This is a genomic window from Gemmobacter aquarius (assembly GCF_003060865.1).
Taxonomy (GTDB): domain Bacteria; phylum Pseudomonadota; class Alphaproteobacteria; order Rhodobacterales; family Rhodobacteraceae; genus Paragemmobacter; species Paragemmobacter aquarius.
Window position 1 is genome coordinate 1517365 of the sequence record NZ_CP028918.1, and the last position, 13155, is coordinate 1530519.

Here is a 13155-nt window from a genome sequence, read left to right on the forward strand (position 1 = left end):
ATATTTGAAGGACAGAAAATGTCAGCCGATCTCGGCCAGACGTTTCAACGCCGCGTTGAGCTTTGCGGCTTCGTCCTCGCGCGCTTCGAGATTGCCGCGCGCCTCGATCACCACCTCTTCGGGGGCCGAGGCGACGAATGCGGGATTGTTCAGCCGCCCCTTCAGCCCGCCGATTTCCTTGGCCAGCTTGTCGAGCGTCTTTTGCAACCGCGCCTTTTCCTCGGCGATGTCGATGATCCCGTCGAGCGGGATGGCAAAGGTCGCCCCCTCCACCGCCAAGGTGATCGCGCCCTTGGGTGCCGCGGTCGCATCGGTCAGGCTTTCCAGACGGGCGAGCCGCTTGATCAGCGCCTCGTTCCTTGCCCATGCGCCGCGCGCCACGTCGTCCATCGCGGTCGCCAGCATGTCGAGCTTCAGCCCCACCGGAACATGCATCTGCGCGCGGGCAGAGCGCACCTCGTCGATCAGCCCCGTCACCCATGTCATCTCTCGGTCAGACGCAAGGTCGACCAGACCGGTGCCGTAAACCGGCCAGTCGGTATGGGCCAGCATCTTGGCGCGGGTGCCTGTCGTGGCCCAAAGCTCTTCGGTGATGAAGGGGGTAAAGGGGTGCAGCATAACCATCGACTGGTCGAGCACCCAAGCCATCGTCGCCCGCGTCTCGGCCGCGAGGTCGCCATCGAACAGCGGCTTGGCGAATTCGACATACCAATCGCAGACCTTGCCCCAGACGAATTTATACAGCGCATCCGCCGCCTGATCGAAACGGAAATCGGCCAGCGCCGCATCGACCTCGGCCCGCACCTTGGCGGTTTCGCCGATGATCCAGCGGTTGACGGTCGCGGTGGGGGCAGGGGGCGCGGCTTGCGTCGCGTGGCCCTCCCACACCCCGTTCATCTCGGCAAAGCGGCAGGCGTTCCACAGCTTGGTGCCGAAATTCCGGTATCCCGCGATCCGCTGGGTATCGAGTTTCAGCACCCCGCCAAGCGATGCCATCGCCGCATTGGCAAAGCGCAAGCTGTCGGCACCGTATTCGTCGATGATCTCCAACGGGTCGATCACATTGCCCAAGGATTTCGACATCTTCTTGCCCTTGGCATCGCGCACGAGGCCATGCAGATAAACCGTGTGGAACGGGATTTCGTCCACCACGGCCAGCTGCATCATCATCATGCGGGCGACCCAGAAAAACAGGATATCCTGCCCGGTCACGAGGACGGAGGTCGGGAAATACCGCGCCAGTTCCGGGGTTTGCTCGGGCCAACCCAAGGTGCCGATGGGCCAGAGGCCGGACGAGAACCATGTGTCGAGAACGTCGGGGTCGCGCGTCAGCTCCTTGCCGCCAGCCTTGGCAACCGCCTCGGCTTTGGTCGCAGCGCAGTAATGCTTTCCATCCGCATCATACCACACCGGTATCTGATGCCCCCACCACAACTGGCGGGAAATGCACCAAGGCTCGATATTCTCCAGCCAATGGTAATAGGTCTTCTCGCCGCTCTCGGGGATGATCTTGGTCTTTCCCGTCCGCACCGCCTCCAAAGCTGGCCCGACGATCTTGGCCGTGTCCACGAACCACTGGTCGGTCAGCATCGGTTCTATCACCACCTTGGACCGGTCGCCAAAGGGCTGCATGATCTTTTTCGCTTCGACCACCGGCTCCAGCGTCAGGTGTTCCGACCCCGTTTCCGGATCGGTCGATTTCACCAGCACCGTCACCGCCAGCCCTGCCGCGTTGATGTCGGTGACCACGGCCTTGCGGGCCTCGAACCGGTCAAGCCCGCGATACTTTTCGGGCACGAGGTTCAGCGCGTCCACCTCCGCCTCGGTCGTCGCAGACCCCGCCGCAATCTCGCGCGCACGGGCCACGGCCACCTCGTAAGGCGCGCCATCCGCCCGCATCGCGCCGCGTGTGTCGAGCAGGCGATAGCACGGCAGGCCCGCCCGCTTTGCCACCTGATAGTCGTTGAAATCATGCGCGCCGGTGATCTTGACCGCGCCCGACCCGAACGCCGGATCGGGGTATTCGTCGGCGATGATCGGGATCAGGCGGTCGCACAAAGGCAGATGCACCATCTTGCCCACGATGGGCGCATAGCGCGCGTCGCTGGGATGCACCGCCACCGCGCCATCGCCGAGCATGGTTTCCGGCCGCGTGGTCGCGATGGAAATGTAATCGCGCAGCTCGCGGAAGGTCACCGCACCATCCGCATCCGTTTCGACATATTCGTAGGTCTCGCCCCCCGCGAGGCGATACTTGAAATGCCACATATGCCCCGCCACCTCGAGGTTCTCGACCTCGAGATCCGAAATCGCCGTCTCGAAATGCGGGTCCCAGTTGACCAGCCGCTTGCCGCGATAGATCAGACCTTTGTCATACATGTCGACAAAGACCTTGATCACCGCGTCGTGGAAGTTCCCCTCCTCGCCCGCCGGTGCCTGGGGCGCGCCCGACATGGTGAATGCCTCGCGGTCCCAGTCGCAGCTTGCGCCGAGTCGCTGCAACTGCCCGATGATCGTGCCCCGCGACTTGCGCTTTTGCTCCCAGACGCGGGCCAGAAATGCCTCGCGCCCCATCTCGCGGCGCGTGGCTTCGCCGTTCTTGGCCATCTCGCGTTCTGTCACCATCTGGGTCGCGATCCCCGCATGGTCGGTGCCCACCTGCCACAGCGTGTCATGGCCCTGCATCCGGTGCCAGCGGACCAGAATATCCTGCAACGTGTTGTTGAACGCATGGCCCATGTGCAGACTGCCCGTCACGTTCGGCGGCGGGATCATGATGGAAAAGGCTTCCGCCCCCGCTTTCGCATTCGCCCCGGCGGCAAAGGCCTTGGCTTGCGTCCACTTGGCCGAAATGCGGGCTTCAGCCTCGGCTGCGTTAAAGTTCTTTTCCATCGGCATCGCTGTAATCCCTGACTTTGCGGGGGTTCTAGCGTGACGGCGGCCCAAGGGAAAGTGTCAGATGACCGGAACCCCCATCAGCGCCTGCACGAAAAGCCCGATGACCAGTGCCGCATAAACCCCCGCCGCCACCCAGACCGGACCCGTCCGCTGCGGCACCAGCCACCCCACCAACGGCAACCCGTGCAACGCATGGGTGGCAAAGAAATGCGCCACCCGCAAATCGCCCACCTCGCGCGACCATCCCAGCACGGGCAGCGTGGCCCCCGTCACGGGCATCCCCACGAAATGCCCCGGAAACTGCGCCATCGTCCCGGCCGTCACCAGCGTCAGCGCGAATGTCGAAACCATCCCGAGCACCAGCGACAGCCTGAACCCTGCGGGCAGATCGGCCCGCCGCATCGCCAACCCCATGACAAGGCTGGCCGAGGTCAGCGTGATCGCCAGCACCCCCATCACCGGATAGACCGCCGCCCATAGCCCGTCCTTGTTGAAATGCGACGCCGTCCCGACCGCCGCCGCAGCACCGATCCACACCAGCTCGGCCAGCACGGCAAATACCACCGCCCGCACATGCCAGCGCCAGAACCGCGTTTCCCTGCTGCCCGCAGGCATCCATCGGGCATAGAAAGCCAGCGTCGCCAGATAGATCGCCAGCGCGATATGGAACTTTAGCGGCTTCAACCAGACCGACTCGGCCTGAAACAGTCGCGCATCCAACCCCATCGCGGCCAGAACCGGCAGGGCGGTCAAGGCGACGAACAGCGTCAGCGCCGCATAGGCAGGCGCATCGCTCCAGAAGCGGTCAGGGCGGGCGGGCAGGGCTGCCGTTGCAAAGCTTGTCATCCCTTCATCCTTTCACGCGGGCCAGTCACGCGGGCCAGCGAAATCCGCACCATCGAGAACAGCAAGAATCCGACCGGCCCGAACAGGAAGGTCAGGGCAAGGCAGGGAACAACGAAGCCATGCGCCACCCCCTCGGCCAGCGCCCGCCGCACGATCCAGGCGCCGACAAGCAGATCGAAGCACAGGTAATGCAGCCACCCCGCGAGCAAGAGCCACGGATTTGCGAACAGCTTTGCCACATCGGCCAATGACCCGAAGCCGCCCTCGGCATCGGCCCAATGGCCAAGGATAAGCCCCGCATAGGCCACCGCCAGCAACAGCGGCACCACCGACCCCGCCACCACCAGCGCCCCCGCGGGGCCAGCGGTGCAAGCACCAGCGCCGCCCAGCCAAACAGGGCCAACGGGCCGGACAAAGCAAAAATCTGCTCGGGGTCATCTGCGGCACCTCTATCTTGACGCTGGCAAGATGCAGATCGCTCCGCCCTCGGTCAAGGGGGAATCTTTACACCGCCTAGATCGCCGCGTAACAAGATCGCCATGACCGAAAAGAGATACCATCACGGCGACCTGCGCGCCGCTCTCATTGCCGCAGCCGAGGCAGATCTGGCCGAACGCGGGGTCGAGGCGTTTTCGCTGCGTCAGGTCGCCAAAAGGGCAGGGGTCAGCCATGCCGCCCCGGCGCATCACTTCGGCGATGCAGACGGGCTTCTGACCGCACTCGCGGTCGAAGGCTTCCATCGCTTCCTTTCCGCCCAAGCCGCCCGCGAAGCCACGGCCGCCCCCGACCCAAGGTCGCAACTCGCCGCCGCTGGCCTCGGCTATATCGACTTCGCCCTTGCCAGTCCGGCGCTTTTCCGGTTGCTCTTCGGCTCGAACCGTCCCGATTTCGCCAATCCCGACCTTGCCGCTGCCTCGTCCGCCGCCTATGCCCATCTCGAAGCGCAAGTCACTGCTGCGGGTGGTAGTCTTGCCGATATCGCCGCCGTCTGGTCACTTGCCCATGGCTTGGCCGACCTCATCGCCGCAGGCCGCCTGACCAGCCTGCAAGGCTTGTCACCGCCCGAACGTGACACGGCACTTGCGGCCCTGCTGGCCCGTGCCTTTCCCGGCGTTTGATCGGCTGCCCTTTCCAAGCGGAACGACCCGCCCCATATCTCGATGACGCCAACCCGAACCGAGGATTGAATGGCCATCGACCTTCCCCCCACCCCCGACATCGCCGCGATCATCGCCCCGCATCAGGTCGAGCGCAAAAAGCGCAGCGGCGGTCGCACGACGGCAATCGTCGTTGGCACGGTGCTGATCCTGTCGGATGGCAGCGAATGCGTGGTCGCGGGGTTTGACGCGCAGGGCAACCCGCTTTGCCATCCGGTCCAGCCCTGACGGCGCGCGCGAACAGGTTAACCGCTCTTCACGCTTTTGGTGAAACCGTCTGCACACCCTGTGCATCGCTTGTGCATCGCCTTTGCCCTAAACGGCGCGGTCGATCCGTGTGCTCAGATGGATCAGGCTTTCGGACGACTTCACCCCCGTCATCTGTCCGATCTGGTCAAGCACCTGATCCAGCACCTGCGTATTGGCGCAGGCAATCTGCATAAGCAGGTCGAATCGGCCACTGGTGGTAAAGACCTTCTCCACCTCGGAAATCGACTTCAGCCGCTGCAGCACACCCGCCTGCGCCCGGGGCTCGATCGACAGCAACACAGACGCCCTAAGCCGCCCCTGTTTGGCCGATTCACCAAGTTTCAGCGTGTAACCGGCTATGATTCCGCTGGTTTCCAGCCGCTCCAGCCGCGCTTGGATGGTCGAACGCGCAACCTTTAGTCGCCGCGCCAGCGTCGCCACCGACATACGGGCATCGGCCCCGAGAAGCCCCAGAATGTTGCGATCCAGTTCATCCATGCATTTTGCCCGATCTTTTCGTCATTATAACGATCATTCGCTTCATTTATACAGTTTTGTCCGGTGAAGTTGTAGCGCATATGCACCATCCTACGTTGCAGGAAAAGGGCGGCTCATACGCACCTGGCCTGGTTGGAAAAAACCACGCAGGTGCTGCCGTCCCGTCATAAGCAACGGGGGAGGGCTTGCTTCTTGTTGGCAGAAAGGATCACGCCGATGGGACTGTCCAAAACGATCTGGACCAATCCGACCGAATTTCTCCGCAACCAGCAGCCGGAGAATCCGGTGCTGTTTTTCTCGCCTTCGGCGCTGCAGGCCGCAGCCCGCCGCTTCATCGACGGCTTCCCCGGCATGGTCACCTATGCCGTGAAGTCGAACCCCGGTGAGGAAGTGATCGAAAACCTGGCAGCCGCCGGCGTGCGCGGCTACGACTGCGCTTCGGGTTTCGAGATCGACCTGATCCGTCGCTTGGCGCCCGATGCCGCGATCCATTACAACAACCCCGTCCGCGCACGGGCCGAGATTTTGCATGCTGTCGCCAAGGGCGTAAAGTCCTACTCGATTGATTCCGCTTCGGAATTGCAAAAGCTGATCGAACTCGTCCCGGCAGCCGATACCGAAATCACCGTGCGCTTCAAGCTGCCGGTTTCGGGGGCTGCCTATAACTTCGGCGCGAAATTCGGCGCGACCGTGGAGCTTGCCGTCGAGCTTTTGAAGACCGTCGCCAAGGCCGGCTTCATCCCCTCGATCGCCTTCCACCCCGGCACGCAATGCACCGACCCCGCCGCGTGGGAGACCTATATCCGCGCCGCAGCCGACATCGCAAACCAGGCGGGCGTGACCATCGCACGGCTTAACGTCGGCGGCGGGTTCCCGTCGCACCGCCTGAACGCCGTGTCGCCTCAAATCGAAGCGACCTTCCAACTGATCGACCGCGTGACCACCGAAGCCTTCGGTGCAGACCGCCCGCTTCTGATCTGCGAACCCGGTCGCGCCCTGTGCGGTGATGCGTTCACCCTCGCCGCCCGCGTCAAGGCGGTGCGTGACGACACGCATGTGTTCCTGAACGATGGCGTCTACGGCTCGCTCACCGAACTGCCGTTGATCGGCGTGATCGACCGGATGGAAGTGCTGTCGTCGGAAGGAGACCGCCGCATCGGCCCGCTGCAAGGCCGCATCGTCTTTGGTCCCACCTGCGACTCGGTCGACCGTCTGCCCGGGGATGTGATGCTGCCTGCCGACATCAGCGAAGGCGATTTCGTCATCGTCCAAGGCATGGGTGCCTATTCGGTGGTCACCAACAGCCGCTTCAACGGTTTTGGCGAACTGCAAATGGCCACGGTTCTGTCGCTGCGCGTCTGACCTGACCAAAGCGTCCAATTACTTTGCGCCCCCGGCTGGACATTCCCTGCCGGGGGCGTAGTTTTTCGCAGGCAAAGCACAGGGAACATGCGATGAAATTCGGCTCCGCCCAACCGCTCCGCCGCCGCGAGGATCTGCGTTTTCTCACCGGAACGGGCGGTTATGTCGATGATATCGCGCCCGAAGATGCGCTTTACGCATATTTCGTCCGCGCCGATGTGGCCCATGCCGATATCTCCGCGGTTGACCTTTCCGCCGCGCGCGCAGCGCCCGGCATCCATCTCGTCCTTGCTGCCCCCGATCTTATCGCCGCTGGCGTCAAGATCGGCATGGAATTCGAAACCGTCACAAACCGCGATGGCAGCGAAGGCGCCGCGCCCCGGCGCCCCGTGCTGGCGAACGGGCGGGTCCGCTTTGTCGGCGAAGCCGTGGCCATGATCGTAGCCGACAGCATCGCCGCCGCCCGTGATGCCGCCGAGCTTATCGACATCTCGTCACGCGACCTGCCCGTGACGGTCTCGCTTGTGCCGGGCGGACCTGCCATCCACCCCGAAGCACCGGGCAACATCGCCTTTGATTGGGGCTTGGGGCAAGAGGCCGAAACCGAAGCCGCCTTTGCCGCCGCCGCCCATGTCGTGACGACCGAAGTGGTCCATAACCGGGTCATCGCCAATTCGCTGGAACCGCGCGGCGCTTGGGCCGAATGGAGCGGGGACCGCATCCATCTTTGCGTGAACGGGCAGGGGGTATGGGGCCAGAAGAAAGAGCTTGCCCGCACCCTCGGCCTGCCGCGCGATGCCGTGCGCGTCACCAACCCCGATGTGGGCGGCGGGTTTGGCATGAAATCCTTTGTCTACCCCGAATATGCCTGCATCGCGCAGGCCGCCCGCATGCTGGGCCGACCCGTGCGCTGGATGTCCGAACGCACCGAGGCGATGCTGACCGACAACGCCGGACGCGACCTGATCGCCACGGCCGAACTCGCCTTTGACGATGCGTTAAAGATTACTGCCTATCGTGTGCGTCTCGTCTCGAACCTCGGCGCTTACAATTCCGGCTACGCCCAAGCGATCCAATCCGAACTTTTCGCAAAAGTGTTAACAGGGGTTTACGATATCCCCCTCGCATGGCTGAACGCGGTGGGGGTTTACACCAACACCGCCCCCGTCGATGCCTATCGTGGCGCGGGACGGCCCGAGGCGATTCTGACCATCGAACGCGCCATGGATCAGGCCGCGCGGCAACTCGGGGTCGACCCGTTCGACCTGCGGCAGCGCAACTTTATCTGCAGCTTTCCCTATCGCTCGGCGACGGGGGAATTGATCGACGTGGGCGATTTCGACCGCGTGCTGGATCGCGCCAAGACCGAAGCCGATGTCGCAGGATTTGCAGGGCGCAGAAAGACAAGCGAAGGCAAGGGTTTGCTGCGCGGTCTTGGCCTTGCCACCTATATCGAATCCATCCTCGGCGATGCGCATGAAACCGCGCGTCTGGTGCTGGATGAAGACGGGGGCGCCACGCTTTACGTCGGAACGCAGTCGAACGGGCAGGGGCATGAAACGGTCTATGCCCGTATGGTCGCCGACCAGACCGGCATCGACGAAGCACTGGTCCGCATCGTCCAAGGCGACAGCGACCGCATCGCCAAGGGCGGCGGCACCGGTGGGTCGCGGTCTGTCACCGTGCAGGGCACCGCGATCCGTGGCACTGTCCTGCAGGTGGTCGCCCGTTTCAGCGCCTTCCTCGAAGAAACCCAGCAAGTCGAGGGCGTTGCCTTCGACGGCACGGTCTTTGGCGCGCCGGGAAGCAACCTGCGCCTCACCTTGGCCGAGGCCGCCGATCACGCCCGCCAAAAGGGCCGCGCCGAATTGTGCGACCAATCCGCCACCATCAAACTCGATGGCCGCTCCTTTCCGAACGGCGCGCATCTGGCCGAGGTCGAGATCGACCCCGAAACCGGCGCGCTGACGCTTGACCGTTACACCGTGGTCGATGATTTCGGCACGCTGATCCAACCCACCCTTGCTATCGGCCAAGTCCACGGCGGGGTGGCCCAAGGGTTCGGCCAAGCTGTCACCGAAAACGGTGTTTATGATGACACCGGCCAACTTTTAACCGCCAGCTTCATGGATTACGCCATGCCCCGTGCCTCCGACTTGCCCTTCATGGCCTTTACCAGCGAACCCACCCCTTCGATCATGAACCCGCTGGGCATGAAGGGCTGCGGCGAGGCGGGCACGGTGGGCGCGCTCGGCGCAATCTCGAACGCGGTGCGCGATGCGCTTGCCGGGCGGGGCGTCGAACGGGTCGACATGCCCTTTACCCCCTTGCGGATATGGACCTGGCTGCAAGAGGCGAGGGCATGACCATGCGCGAGGTTACCGTTGCCGCCACGCAATTCGCCTGCACATGGGATTTGCCCGAAAACGCCGACAAGGCTGAACACCTGATCCGCAAGGCCGCAAAGAACGGCGCGCAAGTGGTTCTGATCCAAGAGCTTTTTGCAGCGCCCTACTTTTGCATCACCCAGCGCCCCGAGTATTTCGACCTGGCCCTGCCGTTCGAAAATCACCCGCTCATCACCCGCTTCTCGGCCTTGGCCAAAGAGCTCGGCGTGGTCCTGCCACTCTCGCTGTTCGAGAAGGCCGGTCAGGCGCATTACAATTCGGTCGCAATGATCGACGCCGATGGCACGGTTCTGGGCCGCTACCGCAAAAGCCACATCCCGCAAGGGCCGGGATATGAGGAGAAATTCTACTTCTCGCCCGGCGATACCGGCTTTCGTGTCTGGAACACCGCCGTGGGCAAGATTGGCGTCGGCATCTGCTGGGACCAATGGTTCCCCGAAGCCGCCCGCGCCATGGCCTTGGCGGGGGCCGAGATGCTGCTTTATCCCACTGCCATCGGGTCGGAACCGCCCGCGCCCGGCTATGACAGCCAGCCGCATTGGGAAATGGTCATGCGCGGCCACGCCGCCGCCAATATCATGCCGGTTATCGCGTCCAACCGGATCGGCACGGAAACGGCACCCGAAGGCACCGCGGTTACCTTCTACGGCTCGTCCTTCATCGCCGACCACAGCGGCCAACTGCTGGCAAAGGCCAGCCGGACCGACGAGGAGGTTCTGACCGCCACGCTCGACCTTGCTGCCATCGCGCAGTTGCGGCGCAGCTGGGGCCTGTTCCGCGACCGCCGGATCGATCTTTATGGAGCGGTCACCACACTCGACGGTGCGGTGACCCGATAGCAGAACGGCGGCCCCGCAAGGCCGCCGTTTTTGGCAGATTGCAAAGCTGCGCCGTCAAGGCGCAACCTTTGCCCTCAGCGCTGCGAGATATCCACGTAATCGCGCTGCGTTTCGCCCACGTAAAGCTGACGCGGACGGCCGATCTTCTGGTTCGTCTCGCCGATCATCTCTTTCCATTGGGCAATCCAGCCCACGGTGCGCGAAATCGCGAAGATCGGGGTGAACATCGAGGTCGGGAAACCCATCGCTTCCAGAATGATGCCCGAATAGAAATCGACGTTCGGATACAGCTTCTTCGAGATGAAATATTCATCCGACAGCGCAATCCGCTCCAATTCCTTGGCAACCTGCAACAGCGGGTTGTCGTGCACGCCCAAGAGGTCCAGCACCTCGTCGGCGCTTTCCTTCATCACAGTCGCGCGCGGGTCGAAGTTCTTGTAGACGCGGTGGCCAAAGCCCATCAGCCGGAAGCCCGAATTCTTGTCCTTGGCCTTGGCGACAAATTCCGGGATCCGGTCAACCGTGCCGATTTCCTTGAGCATTTCGAGGCAAGCCTGATTGGCCCCGCCATGCGCCGGCCCCCAAAGGCAGGCGATACCAGCCGCGATACAGGCAAAGGGATTGGCACCCGACGATCCGGCCAGACGCACCGTGCTGGTCGATGCGTTCTGTTCGTGGTCGGCATGAAGCATCATGATCCGGTCCATGGCCTTTTCCAGCACCGGGTTGACCACATAATCCTCGGCCGGAACCGCAAAGCACATATGCAGGAAGTTGCCCGCGTAGCTAAGCGCGTTCTTCGGGTAAACGAAGGGCTGGCCGACCGAATATTTGTAGGCCATCGCCGCGATGGTCGGCAGTTTTGCCACCATCCGGATCGCCGCTACCTCGCGCTGCCACGGGTCGTTGATGTCCAGGCTGTCATGGTAGAAGGCCGACATCGCACCGACCACGCCAACCATCGTCGCCATCGGGTGGCTGTCACGGCGGAAGCCACGGAAAAAGTTGTGCATCTGTTCATGCACCATCGTGTGGCGTGTCACGCGACCCTTGAAATCGGACAGTTGCGCGCTGTTCGGCAACTCTCCGTAAAGGAGAAGATAGCACAGTTCGAGATAGGACGACTGCGCCGCCAACTGCTCGATCGGATAGCCACGATGCAACAATTCGCCCTTGTCACCATCGATATAGGTGATCGCGCTTTCGCAAGCGGCGGTCGAGGTAAAGCCGGGGTCAAAGGTGAAAACATCGGCTTCGGCGTAAAGCTTGCGGATATCCAGCACATCGGGGCCGAGGGTGGGCGAATGGACCGGCAGGTCATAGGACTTTCCGTCCAAAGTCAGCGTTGCGGTTCTTTTGGCGTCAGCCATCTCTCAATTCCCCTATAGTGCCGTGGCCAGAGCAGACCGGCGCGGCGTTGGCAGCGGTGCGACTGCAAGACGGATGCCGGTCAGCCGGCGGCATCCTTTAGCCGCGAAATCGTTTCGTCCCGACCGATGACAAGCATCATGTCGTAAACGCTAGGTGTCGCAGTCCGACCGGCAAGGGCGGCCCGCAGAGGGGCGGCGAGTTTCCCGAAACCGATGCCGTGGGCCGCGGCTATTTCGGTCAGGATCGGCTCGAGTTCCTCTTTCGTCCAGCTAACAGTTTGCAGGCGCGGCGTCAATGTTTTCAGTATACCACGGGATACCGTATCCAGCGCAGCCTCTGCTGCGGCATCGGCTGAAACAGGCCTCGAAACCAGCGCAAACCTAGCCTTTTCAATAAGTTCCAGAAAAGTCTTGGCGCGGTCTTTCACGCAGTACATGGCACGTGACAGCAGGTCGCGCTGTGCATCCGTCAACAGCTCCATGTGCGCGGCGGCCAGAAAAGCCTCGATTTCATGCAGCAGTGCAGCATCCTCTGCGGCGGCGATATGTTGCCCGCACAGGTTTTCCAGTTTCTTGAAATCGAGCCGCGCCGGAGAACGTCCGATTCCCCCCAAATCAAACCATTCCATCGCCTGCTGGCTGGTGAAAAATTCGTCATTGCCATGCGCCCAACCAAGCCGCGTGAGGTAATTCCGCATCCCCGCAGCCGGATAGCCCTGCACCTGATAATCCCCGACCGCTGTCGCGCCATGGCGCTTGGACAGCTTTTTGCCATCGGGTCCATGAATAAGCGGTATATGCGCCCAGACCGGAATGTCCCAACCCATCGCATCATAGACCATCTGCTGGCGTGCCGCGTTGTTCAGGTGGTCGTCGCCGCGGATCACATGGGTCACGCCCATGTCATGGTCATCGACCACCACGGCCAGCATATAGGTCGGCGTTCCATCCGAGCGCAGCACGATCATGTCGTCGAGCGTTGCGTTCTGGATCACCACACGGCCCTGCACCTGATCGTCAATCACCGTTTCGCCGTCTCGCGGCGCTTTCATGCGGATGACGTAAGGAAGATCGGGATAACTGGCCGGATCGGCGTCGCGCCACGGGCTTTGGAACACCGCATAGCTTGCGCCCGCCGCTTCCTGCGCGGCGCGAAAGGTGGCGATGTCTTCCTGCGTGGAAAAGCATTTGTAGGCCGTGCCACGTGCGAGCATCTGATGCGCGACCTCGGCGTGCCGGTCCTTTTGCTCGAACTGGCTTACCGCCTCGCCATCCCAGTCGAGGCCAAGCCAGCGCAAGCCTTGCAAGATCGCCTCGGTCGCCTCGGGGGTCGACCGTTCACGGTCGGTATCCTCGATCCGCAGCAGGAACTTGCCACCACGGCCACGGGCGTAAAGCCAGTTGAACAGCGCGGTCCGTCCGCCGCCGATATGCAGGTAGCCGGTGGGCGAGGGCGCAAAGCGGGTGACGACGGGTTTGGCCTCGGCGGCGCACATGTGGGATTAACCTTTCGGAAACCATGACCGGA

At 62.8% G+C, this 13155-nt stretch carries 11 protein-coding genes; 5 read left to right on the forward strand and 6 right to left on the reverse strand.

Annotated features, from left to right (window positions below; genetic code table 11):
* Nucleotides 1-21 precede the first annotated feature (21 nt).
* The 3 genes from HYN69_RS07270 to HYN69_RS07280 are packed head-to-tail and all read right to left on the reverse strand — an operon-like array spanning nt 22 to nt 4088.
* Nucleotides 22-2898, reverse strand: a complete 2877-nt coding sequence (locus tag HYN69_RS07270) for a valine--tRNA ligase (protein ID WP_108435159.1) — start codon at nt 2896-2898, stop codon at nt 22-24.
* A gap of 57 nt (nt 2899-2955) precedes the next feature.
* Complete coding sequence (locus tag HYN69_RS07275; protein WP_108435160.1) at nt 2956-3744, reverse strand: hypothetical protein; 789 nt, start codon at nt 3742-3744, stop codon at nt 2956-2958.
* Nucleotides 3741-4088 (reverse strand): ABA4-like family protein, encoded by a 348-nt coding sequence (locus tag HYN69_RS07280; protein ID WP_216824666.1) that lies wholly within the window; start codon nt 4086-4088, stop codon nt 3741-3743. The genes HYN69_RS07275 and HYN69_RS07280 overlap by 4 nt, the downstream gene beginning before the upstream one ends.
* Nucleotides 4089-4283: 195 nt before the next feature.
* Here HYN69_RS07280 and HYN69_RS07285 point away from each other — a divergent pair, with 195 nt between their 5' ends.
* Together HYN69_RS07285 and HYN69_RS07290 are read left to right on the forward strand one after the other, a co-directional pair.
* Entirely contained in the window at nt 4284-4862 is a 579-nt protein-coding gene (locus HYN69_RS07285; RefSeq protein ID WP_108435162.1) for a TetR/AcrR family transcriptional regulator, read from the forward strand.
* A 69-nt stretch (nt 4863-4931) separates the two neighbouring features.
* Nucleotides 4932-5129, forward strand: a complete 198-nt coding sequence (locus tag HYN69_RS07290; protein WP_108435163.1) for a hypothetical protein — start codon at nt 4932-4934, stop codon at nt 5127-5129.
* Between the two features lie 87 nt (nt 5130-5216).
* On the opposite strand, the gene HYN69_RS07295 is transcribed toward HYN69_RS07290, so the two are convergent.
* On the reverse strand, nt 5217-5648 hold the full coding sequence (locus HYN69_RS07295) for an Lrp/AsnC family transcriptional regulator (protein WP_108435164.1): 432 nt from the start codon (nt 5646-5648) through the stop codon (nt 5217-5219).
* 216 nt (nt 5649-5864) lie between these two features.
* Here HYN69_RS07295 and HYN69_RS07300 point away from each other — a divergent pair, with 216 nt between their 5' ends.
* The 3 genes from HYN69_RS07300 to aguB all read left to right on the forward strand — a co-directional run bounded on the left by HYN69_RS07300 (nt 5865) and on the right by aguB (nt 10257).
* On the forward strand, nt 5865-7010 hold the full coding sequence (locus HYN69_RS07300) for a type III PLP-dependent enzyme (protein WP_108435165.1): 1146 nt from the start codon (nt 5865-5867) through the stop codon (nt 7008-7010).
* Nucleotides 7011-7102: 92 nt separating this feature from the next.
* Nucleotides 7103-9376, forward strand: a complete 2274-nt coding sequence (locus tag HYN69_RS07305; RefSeq protein ID WP_108435166.1) for a xanthine dehydrogenase family protein molybdopterin-binding subunit — start codon at nt 7103-7105, stop codon at nt 9374-9376.
* A complete protein-coding gene (gene aguB / locus HYN69_RS07310) occupies nt 9373-10257 on the forward strand; it encodes an N-carbamoylputrescine amidase (RefSeq protein WP_230426520.1) in 885 nt (294 codons plus the stop codon). The genes HYN69_RS07305 and aguB overlap by 4 nt, the downstream gene beginning before the upstream one ends.
* 74 nt (nt 10258-10331) lie before the next feature.
* Here the strand turns inward: aguB and HYN69_RS07315 are convergent, their stop codons facing one another.
* Together HYN69_RS07315 and gltX are read right to left on the reverse strand one after the other, a co-directional pair.
* Complete coding sequence (locus tag HYN69_RS07315; RefSeq protein WP_108435167.1) at nt 10332-11627, reverse strand: citrate synthase; 1296 nt, start codon at nt 11625-11627, stop codon at nt 10332-10334.
* 80 nt (nt 11628-11707) lie between these two features.
* On the reverse strand, nt 11708-13123 hold the full coding sequence (gene gltX, locus HYN69_RS07320) for a glutamate--tRNA ligase (protein WP_108435168.1): 1416 nt from the start codon (nt 13121-13123) through the stop codon (nt 11708-11710).
* Between the last annotated feature and the right edge of the window lie 32 nt (nt 13124-13155).

What these genes read in the sequence shown, in the direction of transcription:
- HYN69_RS07295 (WP_108435164.1), bottom strand. Translation starts at nt 5,648, where the DNA reads ATGGATGAACTGGATCGCAACATTCTGGGGCTTCTCGGGGCCGATGCC.
- HYN69_RS07315 (WP_108435167.1), bottom strand. Translation starts at nt 11,627, where the DNA reads ATGGCTGACGCCAAAAGAACCGCAACGCTGACTTTGGACGGAAAGTCC.
- HYN69_RS07300 (WP_108435165.1), top strand. Translation starts at nt 5,865, where the DNA reads ATGGGACTGTCCAAAACGATCTGGACCAATCCGACCGAATTTCTCCGC.
- gltX (WP_108435168.1), bottom strand. Translation starts at nt 13,123, where the DNA reads ATGTGCGCCGCCGAGGCCAAACCCGTCGTCACCCGCTTTGCGCCCTCG.
- HYN69_RS07290 (WP_108435163.1), top strand. Translation starts at nt 4,932, where the DNA reads ATGGCCATCGACCTTCCCCCCACCCCCGACATCGCCGCGATCATCGCC.
- HYN69_RS07275 (WP_108435160.1), bottom strand. Translation starts at nt 3,744, where the DNA reads ATGACAAGCTTTGCAACGGCAGCCCTGCCCGCCCGCCCTGACCGCTTC.
- HYN69_RS07285 (WP_108435162.1), top strand. Translation starts at nt 4,284, where the DNA reads ATGACCGAAAAGAGATACCATCACGGCGACCTGCGCGCCGCTCTCATT.
- HYN69_RS07270 (WP_108435159.1), bottom strand. Translation starts at nt 2,898, where the DNA reads ATGCCGATGGAAAAGAACTTTAACGCAGCCGAGGCTGAAGCCCGCATT.
- aguB (WP_230426520.1), top strand. Translation starts at nt 9,373, where the DNA reads ATGACCATGCGCGAGGTTACCGTTGCCGCCACGCAATTCGCCTGCACA.
- HYN69_RS07305 (WP_108435166.1), top strand. Translation starts at nt 7,103, where the DNA reads ATGAAATTCGGCTCCGCCCAACCGCTCCGCCGCCGCGAGGATCTGCGT.